Source organism: Streptomyces sp. NPDC021019 (genome assembly GCF_044333295.1).
GTDB lineage: Bacteria > Actinomycetota > Actinomycetes > Streptomycetales > Streptomycetaceae > Streptomyces.
Genome location: NZ_JBIRQR010000002.1, coordinates 923,497 through 938,671, shown reverse-complemented (window position 1 = coordinate 938,671; position 15,175 = coordinate 923,497). Strand labels below are relative to the sequence as shown.

Annotated in this window: 8 protein-coding genes and 1 pseudogene; all 9 read left to right on the top strand. The window is 72.8% G+C overall.

All coding sequences use genetic code 11. The features are described 5' to 3' along the window. Positions 1 to 29: 29 nt before the first annotated feature. The 9 genes and pseudogenes from ACH4RG_RS15285 (at position 30) to ACH4RG_RS15245 (ending at position 15,173) form a co-directional block, all read left to right on the top strand. A complete protein-coding gene (locus ACH4RG_RS15285; protein WP_398160674.1) occupies positions 30 to 1,556 on the top strand; it encodes a CHAD domain-containing protein in 1,527 nt (508 codons plus the stop codon). A 52-nt stretch (positions 1,557 to 1,608) separates the two neighbouring features. Next, positions 1,609 to 3,537, top strand: coding sequence for a TIGR03960 family B12-binding radical SAM protein (locus ACH4RG_RS15280; RefSeq protein ID WP_398539650.1), 1,929 nt, complete (start codon positions 1,609 to 1,611; stop codon positions 3,535 to 3,537). A 68-nt stretch (positions 3,538 to 3,605) separates the two neighbouring features. After that, positions 3,606 to 4,333 (top strand): annotated as a pseudogene (locus ACH4RG_RS15275) (hypothetical protein). Positions 4,334 to 4,455: 122 nt separating this feature from the next. Next, entirely contained in the window at positions 4,456 to 5,277 is an 822-nt protein-coding gene (locus ACH4RG_RS15270) for a TIGR03936 family radical SAM-associated protein (protein WP_397928117.1), read from the top strand. Positions 5,278 to 5,506: 229 nt separating this feature from the next. Further along, positions 5,507 to 9,796, top strand: coding sequence for an Rne/Rng family ribonuclease (locus ACH4RG_RS15265; RefSeq protein ID WP_398539649.1), 4,290 nt, complete (start codon positions 5,507 to 5,509; stop codon positions 9,794 to 9,796). Positions 9,797 to 10,128: 332 nt separating this feature from the next. Beyond that, positions 10,129 to 11,247 (top strand): DegT/DnrJ/EryC1/StrS aminotransferase family protein, encoded by a 1,119-nt coding sequence (locus tag ACH4RG_RS15260; protein ID WP_012380986.1) that lies wholly within the window; start codon positions 10,129 to 10,131, stop codon positions 11,245 to 11,247. Next, a complete protein-coding gene (locus ACH4RG_RS15255) occupies positions 11,244 to 12,269 on the top strand; it encodes a Gfo/Idh/MocA family protein (protein WP_397916825.1) in 1,026 nt (341 codons plus the stop codon). The genes ACH4RG_RS15260 and ACH4RG_RS15255 overlap by 4 nt, the downstream gene beginning before the upstream one ends. Then, complete coding sequence (locus ACH4RG_RS15250; protein ID WP_397916824.1) at positions 12,266 to 13,882, top strand: glycosyltransferase family 2 protein; 1,617 nt, start codon at positions 12,266 to 12,268, stop codon at positions 13,880 to 13,882. Before ACH4RG_RS15255 ends, ACH4RG_RS15250 begins: the two co-directional genes overlap by 4 nt. A gap of 4 nt (positions 13,883 to 13,886) precedes the next feature. Next, positions 13,887 to 15,173, top strand: a complete 1,287-nt coding sequence (locus ACH4RG_RS15245) for a nucleotide sugar dehydrogenase (RefSeq protein ID WP_397916823.1) — start codon at positions 13,887 to 13,889, stop codon at positions 15,171 to 15,173. Positions 15,174 to 15,175 lie beyond the last annotated feature (2 nt).

Here is a 15,175-nt window from a genome sequence, read left to right as displayed (position 1 = left end):
CCCGGCGCACGCCGGGTAGGTGTCCCTACATGGCGGACACCAAGCGCGAGATAGAGCGGAAGTACGAAGCCACCGACGACACCCGGCTGCCCGACCTGACCCGGGCGGCCGGGGTCGACCGGACGGTCCACCGCGGTGTGACCGAGCTCGACGCCGTCTACTACGACACCGCCGACCTCCGCCTCGCCGCCGACTCCCTCACCCTGCGCCGCAGGACCGGCGGGGCGGACGAGGGCTGGCACGCGAAGTTCCCCGTCGCCGTCGGCGTCCGGGACGAGATCCACGAACCGCTCTCCGACGCCGTGCCGCCCTCGCTGGCGGCCCTGCTCCGCTCCCGGGCCCGCCACGCGGAGATCACCCCCGTCGTCCGGCTGCTCTCCTCCCGGGACGTCCACCACCTGCTGGCCGCCGACGGGGCCCTCCTCGCCGAAGTCAGCGTCGACAAGGTGCTCGCGGAACGCCTCGCGGGGGAGGGGAGCGGCGCCACCGCCACCTGGACCGAGATCGAGGTCGAGCTGGCCGACGACGGCGACCCCACGATCCTGGACGCCGTCGAGAAGCGGCTGCGCAAGGCGGGGGTGCGCCCCGCGGAGTCACCCTCGAAGCTCGCCCGGGCGCTGGCGGAGACGACCCCCGCACGGGACGGGGCAGGGCGGGAGAAGGACGCGCCGCGCACCGCGGGCGACCACGTCCTCGCCTACGTACGGAAGCAGATCTCCACGATCGTCCGCCTCGACCCCGCCGTCCGCCGCGATCTGCCCGACTCCGTGCACAAGATGCGCGTCGCCACCCGCAGGCTGCGCAGCACCTTCAAGACCCACCGGAGGCTCCTCGACCGCGAGGTCACCGACCCCCTCGGCGCGGAGCTCAAGTGGCTCGCCGCCGAACTGGGCCTCGACCGCGACCAGGAGGTCCTGGACGAACGCCTCGGCACCCGCGTGGAGGCCCTGCCCGCCACCCTGACCCTCGGCCCGGTGCGCGGCCGCCTCCGCGCCTGGTCGGCCGCCCGCCGCACCGGATCGCGCCGCAGGATCATCGACGTACTCGACGGAAAGCGGTATCTGGACCTCCTGGACGCCCTCGACGCACTGAGCGCCGACCCGCCCCTGCGCCCCGCCGCCGGCCGCGCACCCGACAAGGCCCTGCCCAAGGCGGTGCTCAAGGACTACAAGAAGCTCGCGCGCCGTATGAGCCACGCTCTGGAGCAACCGCCGGGCCCCGAGCGGGACACCGCGCTGCACGAGGCCCGCAAGGCCGCCAAACGCGCCCGGTACGCCGGCGAGGCGGCGCGCCCCGCGCTCGGCAAGCCCGCCAAGCGCTTCGCCAAGCGCGTGAAGGCCGTACAGACCGTCCTCGGCGACCACCAGGACAGCGTCGTCGCCCGCGAGGCCCTGCGCGCGCTGGCGATCCAGGCGCACGCGGCGGGGGAGACCGCGTTCACCTGGGGGCTCCTGTACGGACAGGAGGAGGCCGCGGCCGAGGCCCGGGAGCGCGAACTGCCCCAGGTCTGGGCCCGCGCCAGTGCCCCCGGACCGCTCGCGGATCTGGGGACGTGAGTACCGGGGTACGCTGGATGGTCACCCCTGCCGGCTCACGAAGGTTCGCGAGATGTCTGCCGCATCGGTCTTCCCACAGCTCGAAGCTCTGCTCCCGCATGTGCAGAAGCCCATCCAGTACGTCGGCGGTGAGCTGAACTCCACCGTCAAGGAGTGGGACAGCTGCGACGTCCGCTGGACCCTCATGTACCCCGACGCCTACGAGGTCGGACTCCCCAACCAGGGCGTCATGATCCTCTACGAGGTGCTCAACGAGCGCGAAGGAGTCCTCGCCGAGCGCACGTACAGCGTCTGGCCCGACCTCGAAGCGCTGATGCGCGAGCACAACGTGCCGCAGTTCACCGTGGACAGCCACCGCCCCGTCGGCGCGTTCGACGTCTTCGGGCTGAGCTTCTCCACCGAGCTGGGCTACACCAACATGCTCACCGCCCTGGACCTCGCGGGCATCCCGCTGGAGTCCAAGGACCGCACCGTCGATCACCCGATCGTCCTCGCGGGCGGCCACGCCGCGTTCAACCCCGAGCCGATCGCGGACTTCATCGACTGCGCGGTCGTCGGCGACGGCGAGCAGGCCGTCCTGGAGATCACCGAGATCATCCGCGCCTGGAAGGCCGAGGGCCGCCCCGGCGGCCGTGACGAGGTGCTCTTCCGGCTGTCGAAGACCGGCGGGGTCTACGTCCCGCGGTTCTACGACGTCGAGTACCTCCCCGACGGCCGCATCGGCCGCGTCGTGCCCAACCGCTCCGGCGTGCCGTGGCGGGTCTCCAAGCACACGGTGATGGACCTCGACGAGTGGCCCTACCCCAAGCAGCCGCTCGTCCCGCTCGCGGAGACCGTGCACGAGCGGATGTCCGTGGAGATCTTCCGCGGCTGCACCCGCGGCTGTCGTTTCTGCCAGGCCGGCATGATCACGCGCCCCGTGCGGGAGCGAAGCATCACCGGCATCGGCGAGATGGTCGAGAAGGGCCTCAAGGCGACCGGCTTCGAGGAGGTCGGCCTGCTCTCGCTCTCCTCCGCCGACCACAGCGAGATCGGCGACATCGCCAAGGGTCTCGCCGACCGCTACACCGAGGACAAGGTCGGCCTCTCGCTGCCCTCGACCCGCGTCGACGCGTTCAACGTCGACCTGGCCAACGAGCTGACCCGCAACGGCCGCCGCTCGGGCCTCACCTTCGCCCCCGAGGGCGGCTCCGAACGCATGCGCAAGGTCATCAACAAGATGGTCTCGGAGGAGGACCTGATCCGGACGGTCGCCACCGCGTACGGCAACGGCTGGCGCCAGGTGAAGCTGTACTTCATGTGCGGCCTGCCCACCGAGACCGACGAGGACGTCCTCCAGATCGGCGACATGGCGGTCAACGTCATCGCCAAGGGCCGCGAGGTCTCCGGCCAGAACGACATCCGCGCCACGGTCTCCATCGGCGGCTTCGTGCCCAAGCCGCACACCCCCTTCCAGTGGGCCCCGCAGCTCAGCGCCGAGGACACCGACGCCCGGCTGAAGAAGCTCCGCGACAAGATCCGCGGCGACAAGAAGTACGGCCGCTCCATCGGCTTCCGCTATCACGACGGCAAGCCCGGCATCGTCGAGGGCCTCCTCTCGCGCGGCGACCGCCGCGTCGGCTCCGTCATCCGCGCGGTCTACGAGTCCGGCGGCCGCTTCGACGGCTGGCGCGAGCACTTCAGCTACGACCTCTGGATGAACTGCGCCGAGAAGACGCTGCCCGAGTTCGGGGTCGACGTCGACTGGTTCACCACCCGCGAGCGCACCTACGAGGAGGTCCTGCCCTGGGACCACCTCGACTCCGGTCTGGACAAGGACTGGCTCTGGGAGGACTGGCAGGACGCGCTCGACGAGACCGAGGTCGAGGACTGCCGCTGGACCCCCTGCTTCGACTGCGGCGTCTGCCCGCAGCTCGACCTGGACATCCAGATCGGCCCGACCGGCAAGAAGCTCCTGCCGCTCAGCGTCGTCAACAAGTAGCGCGTCCCCGAACGGCCCGCAGGCCCGGCCCGGCAACCCCGGGCCGGGCCTGTCGCGTCCCTGACGGCATGGACCACGGCAAGCACCAGGCTCCCCAGGGATACGAGCCAGGCGAAGCCGTCCTGACCACGCTCATCAGGATCCCGGTGCGGATCGTGGCCGTCGTGCTCGTCCTGCCCGTCCGCATCGTCTGGGACGCACTCACCGCCCACTGGCACGCCGCCGACCGCACCCTGCTGCGCCCGCTCGGCCGGACCCCGGCACGGCTCCTCGACGCCCTCGTCCCGACCCCGCTGACCTGGCTGTACACCTGAGTCCTCACACCGCTGGGCAAGGCCGCCTCCTGGACGTACCGTCGCGTGCTCGCCCGGTCGGCCGGGAGATCGCCGCCGCGTTCGAGGTCGCCCGGCGGCTCGCCGGGTACGTCTCCCGGGCCGTCGGCCGGGCCCCAGCGTGGCTGGTCATGACGCTGCTCGTCGCGCCCGTCTCCTGGACGTACCGCACCCCGCGCACCCCTGTCCGGCACTTTCCGCGCGACTCCGTGTGGGCCCCGGCCCGCCGCGCCGCCGCCGAGGCGCGGCGGGCCGCCCGCGCGGCCCTCGCGACCGCCAGGGAAAGCGTGCGCCAGGCGCGCCGCGACGCCCGGCGGGCACTGGTCGGCTCCACGGACGGCGCACGGTCCCGGGAACCGGTGGGGATCCCTGCGCGTACTCTGGGTAGTACAACGACTGTCCCCAGCGCGGCGCAGGCGTCCGAGACCCCTCTGCTCGGCGAGAAACTCGTCGAACGGGGGTGAGCCGGACCGGCACCCGGGGGTCACCCGCATCTCGTGGGCGGCGCGCCACCGCGCCCGCCCCGCACCGAGGAGAAGAACCACTGGGCAAGCGACAGCCCGAAGGCCCGCCGCCCGCACCGGCAGTGCAGCGCATCCGCCTGCGCTACACCAAGCGCGGCCGCCTCCGGTTCACCAGCCACCGAGACTTCCAGCGGGCCTTCGAGCGGGCACTGCGCCGCTCCGAGGTGCCGATGGCGTACTCGGCGGGCTTCACGCCCCACCCCAAGGTCTCCTACGCCAATGCCGCACCCACCGGCACGGGCAGTGAGGCGGAGTTCCTGGAGATCGCCCTCACCGAGGCGCGGGACCCCGAGGTCCTGCGCGGACTGCTCGACGCGTCGATGCCGGACGGCCTCGACATCATCGACGCGGTGGAGGCCCGCACCTCGGGCCTGGCCGAGCGGCTCACCGCGTCCGTCTGGGAGATGCGCCTGGACGGCGTCGATCCCGAGGACGTCCGCACCGCCGTGGCCGCGTTCAACGACGCCGGGGCCGTGGAGGTCCAGCGCAAGGCGAAGAACGGCATCCGGACGTTCGACGCCCGCGCCGCCGTCGCCGACCTGCGGGTCGTCGACGCTCCGGCCGATAGGCCGGTCGAGCGGCCCTGTGCGATACTGCGCCTGGTTGTTCGGCACGTGACACCTGCCGTGCGACCCGACGACGTCCTGTCCGGTCTCCGAGCTGTGGCCGACCTGGCGGATGAGGTCTCCCCTGTTCGAGCGCAGCCGAGAGCTTGGGGAACCGTCCCCGCCGCGGTGACGAGGCTGGCGCAGGGGCTCTTCGACGAGGAGTCCGGCACGGTGACCGACCCTCTCGCGCCTGACCGCGAGGCCGCCCCGACCGCGCGTTCCGCGGTCGCCGGGGCAGCCGTCGCGACGGCGCCGGAAGGCGCGGGTTCCGCGTAAGGCGGTCGTTGTAGCGCAGCCCTCCGACTCGGGAGCCACCTGGGTCGGGCCGCGCACTGACCCATAAGACTTTCGCCAGGCCGTAGGCACACCGCATACGGAACCGGCGAGCCAGACATCAGTTCCCGTGCGGCGCCCGCGCCCCGGACGGCGGTATCGCACCACTGCGGACCGTGCCGGACCGGAATCCAGACGCGGCGCCCGGGAGCACGACGGGAGAACCGCCCGCATGCCTCAGCCGAACGAACCCGGCACGACCGGGAACAACGAAGAGAACGCCCCCGGGGACAAGCTGCCGCCGCGCCGCAGGCGCCGCGCCGCTTCCCGCCCGGCGGGCCCGCCCGGTGCGACCGCGGCCCCCGCCGAGGACGTCACGCCGGCCATACCGGCCGACGGGTCCGCCGCCCCGGCCGCGGACGACACGCCCGGCGAAACGGTCGTCGAGACCGCCCCGCCCGCCCGTGCGCGCCGACGCGCCGTGCGCAAGGCCACCGCGCCCGCCGGAGCCCCGGAGCCGGTGGAGAACACCGAACCCGCCCCGGTCGCCGAGGCCCCCGCACCGACCGCCGCCGAGGAGGAGCCCGCCGCACCCGCGCCGCGCGCCCGCCGCCGCGCGGTCCGCAAGGCGACCGCCCCGGCCGGTGCGCCGGAGGCCGCCGAGACCGTGGCCCCGGTCGTCGAGACTCCGGTAGCGCCCGCCGAGGAGGCCGAGCCCGAGGAAGAGGCCGAGGCCGTCGTCGAGGTCGTCGAGGAGCCCCCGGCGCCCCGCCGCCGGCGCGCCTCCCGCAAGGCCACCGCCCCCGCGGGCGCCCCGGTAGCGGCCGAGGCAGCCGTCGTGGTCGAGCCGGCCGTCGCCGCCGAGCCCGCCGCCGTGGTCCAGCCCGCCGCTGCCGTCGTCGGGCCGGAGCCCGCCGAGGCCCCTCGCGGCCGTGCCCGCCGCCGTGCTTCGGCCCCGGCCGGTACGCCGGGAGCCGCCGCGCCCGTCGCCGAGACGGTGACCGAGCCGGCGCCCGTCGCCGCCGAGGCCCCCGCGGCCCAGGCGGAGGCCGTCGAGGAGACCCCGGCCCCGCGCGCCCGCCGCCGCGCGTCCCGGAAGGCGTCCGCGCCCGCCGGTACGCCGCAGCCGGCCGCCGAGCCCGTCGAGACCCCTGCGGAGCCCGTCGAGGCCGGCGAGAGCCTGCCCGCCGCCGTCGCCGAGGAGCTCGCCGCCGAGGTGGAGGAGGTCGAGGAGGCCGCCCCGCGCGGACGCCAGCGCCGCCGGGCCACCGCAGCCGCCGGTCGCCCCGAGTTCACCACCCAGCCCGAGGAGCCGACCCGCAAGGGCCGGCGCGCGACGCGCCCCGCCGTCGCCGTCTTCCAGGCCCCGGTCTTCGCCGAGCCGATGTTCCAGACCCCCGAGACCGCGGCCGCCGCCGCTGCCGCGGCCGGTTCCCCCTCGGCGCCCGACGAGGCCGACGAGGTCGAGGAGCAGCAGACCGCCGAGGTCGAGAGCGCCCCGCCCGCCGAGGCCGCGCCGCAGGGCGGCTCGCGCCGCCGTCGCCGCCGCCGTGGCGAGGCCGACGTGACCGAGCAGGCCGCCGAGCCCGCCGCTCCCGTGGAGACGCCTTCCGAGCAGCCCGCCGACGAGGCCCCCGAGGCCGAGGCGGACGAGCACGAGGGCGAGGACACCGACGAGTACGGCGACCGCCCCTCGCGCCGTCGCCGCCGTGGCGGCCGTCGCCGCCGTCGTGGCGAGGCCAACGACACGGACGACGAGCAGCACGCCGACGAGGCGCCCGCGCCGTCCCGCGCCGAGGAGCCCCGCTCCGAGGACGAGCGGGACCGGGGCCGGAGCCAGGCCCCGGACGCCGACGAGCAGGACGAGGACGACGACTCCTCGGCCTCCGGATCGAGCAGCAGCCGCCGTCGCCGCCGTCGCCGTCGCCGCAGCGGTGACGCCGCCGCCGAGGCCGACCACGGCACCACCGACGACCCGGAGCGTACGGTCGTCAAGGTCCGCGAGCCCCGCAAGAAGGAGGAGCGCGAGCCGGGCACCGGCTTCGACGAGGTCCAGTCCATCAAGGGCTCGACCCGTATGGAGGCCAAGAAGCAGCGCCGCCGCGAGGGTCGCGAGCAGGGCCGCCGCCGGGTCCCGATCATCACCGAGGCGGAGTTCCTCGCCCGCCGCGAGGCCGTCGAGCGCGTGATGGTCGTCCGCCAGAGCGGCGAGCGCACCCAGATCGGCGTCCTCGAGGACAACGTGCTCGTCGAGCACTACGTCAACAAGGAGCAGGCCACCAGCTACGTCGGCAACGTCTACCTGGGCAAGGTCCAGAACGTGCTGCCGTCCATGGAGGCCGCCTTCGTCGACATCGGCAAGGGCCGCAACGCCGTCCTGTACGCCGGTGAGGTCAACTTCGAGGCGCTCGGCATGGCCCACGGGCCGCGCCGCATCGAGACCGCGCTCAAGTCCGGTCAGTCGGTCCTCGTCCAGGTGACCAAGGACCCGATCGGCCACAAGGGCGCGCGTCTGACCAGCCAGGTCTCGCTGCCCGGCCGCTACCTCGTCTACGTGCCCGAGGGCTCGATGACCGGGATCAGCCGCAAGCTGCCCGACACCGAGCGCTCCCGCCTCAAGACCATTCTCAAGAAGATCGTCCCCGAGGACGCCGGCGTCATCGTGCGCACCGCCGCCGAGGGCGCGAGCGAGGACGAGCTGCGCCGTGACGTCGAGCGGCTCCAGGGGCAGTGGGAGGACATCCAGCGGAAGGCCAAGGGCACCAGCGGCTCCAACGCGCCGACGCTGCTCTACGGCGAGCCGGACATGACCGTCCGGGTCGTCCGCGACATCTTCAACGAGGACTTCTCCAAGGTCATCGTCAGCGGCGACGAGGCGTGGGAGACCATCCACGGTTACGTCTCGCACGTCGCGCCCGACCTCACCGAGCGGCTCTCCCGCTGGACCTCCGAGGTCGACGTCTTCGCGACGTACCGCATCGACGAGCAGCTGATGAAGGCGCTGGACCGCAAGGTCTACCTGCCCAGCGGCGGTTCGCTGGTGATCGACAAGACCGAGGCGATGATCGTCGTCGACGTCAACACCGGCAAGTTCACCGGCCAGGGCGGCAACCTGGAGGAGACCGTCACCAGGAACAACCTGGAGGCGGCCGAGGAGATCGTGCGCCAGCTGCGGCTGCGCGACCTCGGCGGCATCGTCGTCGTCGACTTCATCGACATGGTGCTGGAGTCCAACCGGGACCTGGTGCTGCGCCGGCTCCTGGAGTGCCTGGGCCGCGACCGCACCAAGCACCAGGTCGCCGAGGTCACCTCGCTGGGCCTGGTCCAGATGACCCGCAAGCGGGTGGGCCAGGGTCTGCTGGAGTCCTTCTCCGAGACCTGCGTCCACTGCAACGGGCGCGGCGTCATCGTCCACATGGAGCAGCCGACGTCCGTCGGCGGCGGCGGTGGCGGCAAGAAGTCCAAGAAGCGCGGTCGCGGCGGCGCGGGCCAGGACCACGAGCACGGTCATGACCACGAGCACGGCCACGACGAGCACGCGGCCGAGCCCGCCGAGACCGAGTCCGAGGCCGAGCTGGCCGCGGAGGTCGCCGCCCCGGTGTCCCTGGCGGACCTGGAACCGGCCGCCGACGAGGAGTTCTACGGCAGCCCCGCCGAGGCGGAGGCCGCCGCCACGCGCGGCCGTGGCCGCCGTCGGGCCTCCCGCAAGGCGTCGGCCCCGGCCGGCGCTCCGAGGGCCGAGGTGTCCGCCCCGGCAGTCGAGGCTCCCGCCGTCGAGGCCCGGCCCGAGCCGGTTCTCGACGCGCCCGCCGAGGCTGCCGCTGTGGAGGCCCCGGCGACCGCCGAGGTCCCCGAGGCTCCGGTCGAGGCCGCGCCCCAGGGGCGTCCGCGCCGTCGGGCCACCCGTAAGGCGACCGCTCCGGCGGGTTCGCCGAAGCAGTCCGAGGCCGCGGAGCCGGTCCGCCCGGCCGAGCCCACCACGGACCCGGTCGCTGTCGAGGACCCGGTCGTCGAGGCGCCCGCCGTCGAGACGCCGGCCCCTGAGGCCCCCGAGGCTCCGGAGGCTCCGAAGGAGAAGGCCACCGAGGCCGAAACCCCGGCGGCCGCCCCGCCGCGCGCCCGGCGCCGGGTGACCCGCAAGGTCACCGCACCGGCGGGCTCGCCCACCGGGTCGGACGACGCGGAGGTCGTCGTGGTCGCCTCGGCGCCCGAGGCGAAGGCCCCGGAATCCGAGGGCCGGGCCACCCAGGGAGCCGCGGAATCCGGAACGGTGGAATCCGAATCCGAATCCGCGGAACCGGCCCCGGCGAAGAAGGCGGCCCGCAAGGCCGCGGCCAAGAAGGCCCCCGCGAAGAAGACGGCCGCCAAGAAGACCGTCGCGAAGAAGACGGCCGCCAAGAAGACGACGGCCAAGACGGCCGCGAAGAAGACGACGAAGAAGACCGTCGCCGCTGAGCAGTCGTCGCCGTCCGTAACGGCTCCCGCGCCTTCCGTGGAGGGCGAGTCGTCGGCCGACCGGTGAATGCGTAACCGGTTGTTCATCTAAAGGTGTCCCGCTCCGAGCACATCGGGGCGGGACACCTGCTTTGTTTCAGAACTGATGCAAGAGCGGGTTAACGAGCCCGAAATGGGCTGAGAAATCCCTGATAATGTGACGACGGTTGCCATGCGTGTGAGCGTTCTTCACGAAAACTACGGTTGGTGACAAGGCCCGGCGAACATACCGACCGGGCCGGATTCCTCGGCAGGGCGTCGGCATCGCGCCGGTGGGGTTACGCGCGACCTCGGTAAGACGTCCCGCACCTCGGAGCTCTGCCTGGTAACGAGCTCTTGCGGTGTTCAAGGAGGACGTTCATGACGAGCATCAACGAGCAGCCGATTCCTGCTGCCCGCCCGGTCATCGGGGAAGACGAGATCGAGGCCGCCGTACGCGTGCTGCGCAGCGGTCGCGTCGTGCAGGGCCCGGAGGTCGCGGCCTTCGAGGAAGGCTTCTCCCGGCTGGTCGACGACCGGCACTGCGTCGCCGTCAACTCGGGGACCTCGGCGCTGCACCTGCTGCTGCTCGCCCTGGGCATCGGCCCCGGAGACGAGGTGATCGTCCCCTCCTTCTCCTTCGCCGCCTCCGCGAACGCGGTCCGCCTCGTCGGCGCCGACGTGGTGTTCGCCGACATCGAGCCGGGCAGCTTCGGCCTCGACCCGGCCGCGGTCGAAGCCGCGATCACGCCGCGCACCGCCGCGATCATGCCGGTGCACCTCTACGGCCACCCCGCCGCGATGGACAAGCTCATGCCCATCGCCGACAAGCACCGGCTCGCCGTCGTCGAGGACGCCTGCCAGGCCCACGCCGCGGCGCTGAACGGCACCCCCGTCGGCGCGTTCGGCGCGGGCGGCACCTTCAGCTTCTACCCGACCAAGAACATGCACTCCCTCGAGGGCGGCATGGTCACCACGGCCGACGCCGAACTGGCCCGTACCCTGCGGCTCCTGCGCAACCAGGGCATGGAGCAGCGGTACGCCAACGAGATCGTCGGCGCCAACATGCGGATGACCGACGTGTCCGCCGCCGTCGGCCGCGTACAGCTCGGCAAGGTGGAGGCGTGGACCGAGCAGCGCCGCGCCAACGCCGCGTACCTCGACGCCCACATCACCGCCCCGGCCGTCACCACGCCGCCGGTGGCCGAGGGCGCCCGGCACGTGTACCACCAGTACACCGTGCGGATCAGCGGCGACCGGGACGCGGCGATGGCGAAGCTCACCGAGGCGGGCATCGGCAACGCGGTCTACTACCCGACGCCGATCCACCGGCTCAAGCCCTACTGGGAGCCGGACCAGAAGGCCGGCCGCACCTGGGACCTGCCCGAGACCGAGCGGGCCGCCGCCGAGGTCGTCTCTCTGCCGGTCCATCCCTCGCTCACCGAGGGTGACCTGGAGCGGATCGTCGCCGCCGTGAACTCGCTGGGGGAGAACCTGTGACCGCCGTACTGAAGGCCGGACTCGTCGGCCTCGGCTCCATGGGCCGCCACCACGCCCGCGTCCTCGCGAGCCTGGACGGCGTCGAACTGGTCGGCGTCGTCGACCCGATGGGCGACAAGAACGGCTGGGCCCAGGGCGCTCCCGTCCTGTCCACCGTCGAGGAGCTCATCGCCCTCGGCATCGACTACGCCGTCGTGGCCTGCCCCACCGCGCTGCACGAGGAGGTCGGCCTCCAGCTCGCCGACGCCGGGGTCAGCGCCCTGATCGAGAAGCCGCTCGCCGACACCGTCGAGGGCGCCCGCCGCCTCGTCGACGCGTTCGAGTCGCGCGGCCTGGTGGCCGGCGTCGGCCACATCGAGCGCTGCAACCCGGCGCTGCTCTCGCTCCGCGCCCGCCTGGAGGCCGGCGAGCTGGGCGACGTCTACCAGGTCGTCACCCGCCGCCAGGGCCCCTTCCCGCACCGGATCGCCGACGTCGGCGTGGTCAAGGACCTGGCCACCCACGACATCGACCTGACGGGCTGGGTCACCGGTCAGGCCTACACTTCGATCGCCGCCCACACCGTCTCCAAGTCCGGCCGCCCGCACGAGGACATGGTCTCCGCCGTGGGCCAGCTGTCCGACGGCACGATGGTCAACCACCTGGTCAACTGGCTGAGCCCGCTCAAGGAGCGCTTCACCTCGGTCACCGGCGAGCGCGGCTGCTTCATCGCCGACACCCTCACCGCCGACCTCACCTTCCACTCCAACGCCGCGGTCACCACCGAGTGGGAGGCGCTGCGCGCCTTCCGCGGGGTCTCCGAGGGCGACATGATCCGGTACGCCATCCCCAAGCGTGAGCCGCTGCTCGTCGAGCACGAGCTGTTCCGCGATGCTGTGAAGGGCGGGCCCGCCGACATCTGCACGCTGCGGCAGGGACTTCGTACGGTCGAGGTGGCCGCGGCGGTGCTGCGTTCGGCGTCGACCGGGCTCTCGGTCTCGTTGAAGGACGAGGACCTTTCCTCGGCGGGGGTGGCCAGTTGACCGAGCCGGCGGTCACGGTCGTCGTTGCCGTGTACAACACCATGCCCTACCTCACCGAGTGCCTGAACTCGCTCATGGGGCAGAGCATCGGCAGGGAGCGGCTCGAGGTCATCGCCGTGGACGACGGCTCCACCGACGGCAGCGGCCAGGAACTGGACCGGTTCGCGGCGCTGTATCCCGGCACGGTCAAGGTCATCCACCAGGAGAACTCCGGTGGTCCGGCTGCTCCCAGCAACCGCGCCCTGGAGATCGCCACGGGTCGCTTCGTCTACTTCATCGGCTCCGACGACTACCTCGGCGAGGAGGCGCTGGAGCGCATGGTCTCCTACGCCGACGAGCACGACTCCGACGTGGTCATCGGGAAGATGGTCGGCACGAACGGCCGGTACGTCCATCAGAAGCTGTACAGCGGGAACCACCCCGACATCAGCCTCTACGAGTCGGCCCTGCCCTACACACTCGCGAACACCAAGCTCTTCCGCCGCGAGCTGGTCGAGAAGCACGGGCTCCGGTTTCCCGAGGACCTGCCGGTCGGCAGCGACCAGCCGTTCACCATCGAGGCATGCGTACGGGCCCGGAGAATCTCCGTGCTCTCCGACTACACCTGCTACTACGCGGTCAAGCGCGGCGACGCGAGCAACATCACCTACCGGGCCGACCATCTGGCCCGCCTCCGGTGCACCGCACAGATCATGCGGCACACCGCCGGCCTGATCGAGGCGGGCCCGCGACGGGACGCCGTCCTCAAGCGGCACTTCGAGTGGGAGCTGTCCAAGCTTCTGCAGAAGGACTTCCCCCTGCTCGACGCCGGCACCCGGCGTCGGGTGTGCGAGGGCCTGGCCGAGCTTCTGGACGCCTACTTCACCGACGGTCTGCGCGATGCCACCGGTGTGAAGCGGCGCGTCCGGTTCGCTCTCGCCCGGCGCGGTGCCGTCGAAGAGCTGTGCCGTGCCATCACGGACGAGGCCGAGCACGGGGCGCCGCCGTTTCTCGTCGAGGGCGACCGCGCCTTCGCCGCGTACCCGGGCTTCCGGGACCCCGCGGTCGGCCTGGACGACAGGGAGTACGAAGTGCTCGGCGAATCCGTCGCCGGCCGGCTCGCGACGGGCACGAAGCTGGAGTCGGCCGACTGGGAGCAGCACGGCACGGAGCTGTCCTGCGTCGTGAGGCTGCGCGTCGGCATCACCGGCGACACGTCCTCGGCCGTGGTCGCCCTGGCTCATGGCGCCATGCCCCAGAGCGCCGACAAGCCCGGCGCCCGCAGGCTTCCGGGGGACGCCGCACGTCCGAAACGCGTCGGTACGCTCACCGCCGGCCCGGCCGAGGACGGCGGCACCCTGCTGACCGCCCGTATCCCGCTGGAGCCCACGCGCACCAAGAGGGGCGTCCGCCTGTACGTGGACGTGGCGGGCTCCCCGTACGAGATCCCGGTCCGCACCGAAGGGCAGCCGATGCCGCTGGCACGCCGCTGGGGGAGCACCGACCCCCACCGCGTGGCGGCGAACACCAACACCAAGGGCCGGCTCGTGATCACGACGGCTCCCCTGCGGGAACCGAAGCCCAGCGTGAGCGCACGGCTGCGCCGCACGCTGTCCAGGTCGAAGAGGAAGTAACCCGATGAATATCTGTGTAGTCGCGCTCGGCAAGATCGGACTTCCGCTCGCCGTGCAGTTCGCCGCCAAGGGCCACAAGGTCATCGGCGCGGACGTCAACGAGAAGGTCGTCGAACTCGTCAACGCGGCCACCGAGCCGTTCCCCGGCGAGCACGACCTCGACCGCCTGCTCAAGGAAACCGTCGGCGCCGGCCTGCTCTCCGCCACGACGGACACCACGGCCGCGGTCGCCGCCTCCGACGCCGTGGTCGTCGTCGTCCCGCTCTTCGTGGACGCCGAGGGCACCCCCGACTTCGGCTGGATGGACGCCGCCACCAAGGCCATCGCGGCGGGGCTGAAGCCCGGCACCCTGGTCAGCTACGAGACCACGCTGCCGGTCGGCACCACCCGTACCCGCTGGGCGCCGATGCTGGCCGAGGGCTCGGGCCTGACCCCCGGCGAGGACTTCCACCTGGTCTTCTCCCCGGAGCGGGTGCTCACCGGCCGGGTCTTCGCCGACCTGCGCCGCTACCCCAAGCTCGTCGGCGGCATCGACGAGGCGTCCGCCGAGCGCGGCGTCGCCTTCTACGAGGCCGTCCTCGACTTCGACGAGCGCGAGGACCTGCCCCGCCCCAACGGCGTCTGGGACCTCGGCACGGCGGAGGCATCCGAGCTGGCGAAGCTCGCCGAGACCACCTACCGCGACGTCAACATCGGCCTGGCCAACCAGTTCGCCCGGTTCGCCGACCAGAACGACATCGACGTCAAGAAGGTCATCGAGGCCTGCAACAGCCAGCCCTACAGCCACATCCACCAGCCCGGCATCGCCGTCGGCGGCCACTGCATCCCGATCTACCCGCGGATGTACCTGTGGAACGACCCGGAGGCGACCGTGGTGCGCTCGGCCCGCGAGGCCAACGCCGCGATGCCCGCGTACGCCGTCGACCTGCTGGCCGCCGCCTACGGCGACCTGGACGGCGCCGGGGTCCTGGTGCTGGGCGCGGCCTACCGCGGCGGCGTCAAGGAGACCGCGTTCTCCGGCGTCTTCGGCGTCGTCGAGGCCCTGAAGGCGCGGGGCGCGGTGCCCTTCGTCTCGGACCCGATGTACACCCCCGAGGAGCTGACCGCCCTCGGCCTCGTCCCGCACGACGGCCACCAGGCCGTCACCGCCGCGATCCTCCAGGCCGACCACGCCGAGTACCGCGAGCTGTCCGCCGCCGACCTCCCGGACGTCCGCGTCCTGGTCGACGGCCGACGCACCACGGACCCGGCCAACTGGGCGGGCGTGCGCCGCGTCGTCATCGGCGGCTGAAC

Excerpts from the sequence above, each read along its gene's own strand:
- ACH4RG_RS15245 (WP_397916823.1), top strand. The coding sequence starts at position 13,887 with ATGAATATCTGTGTAGTCGCGCTCGGCAAGATCGGACTTCCGCTCGCC.
- ACH4RG_RS15260 (WP_012380986.1), top strand. The coding sequence starts at position 10,129 with ATGACGAGCATCAACGAGCAGCCGATTCCTGCTGCCCGCCCGGTCATC.
- ACH4RG_RS15285 (WP_398160674.1), top strand. The coding sequence starts at position 30 with ATGGCGGACACCAAGCGCGAGATAGAGCGGAAGTACGAAGCCACCGAC.
- ACH4RG_RS15265 (WP_398539649.1), top strand. The coding sequence starts at position 5,507 with ATGCCTCAGCCGAACGAACCCGGCACGACCGGGAACAACGAAGAGAAC.
- ACH4RG_RS15280 (WP_398539650.1), top strand. The coding sequence starts at position 1,609 with ATGTCTGCCGCATCGGTCTTCCCACAGCTCGAAGCTCTGCTCCCGCAT.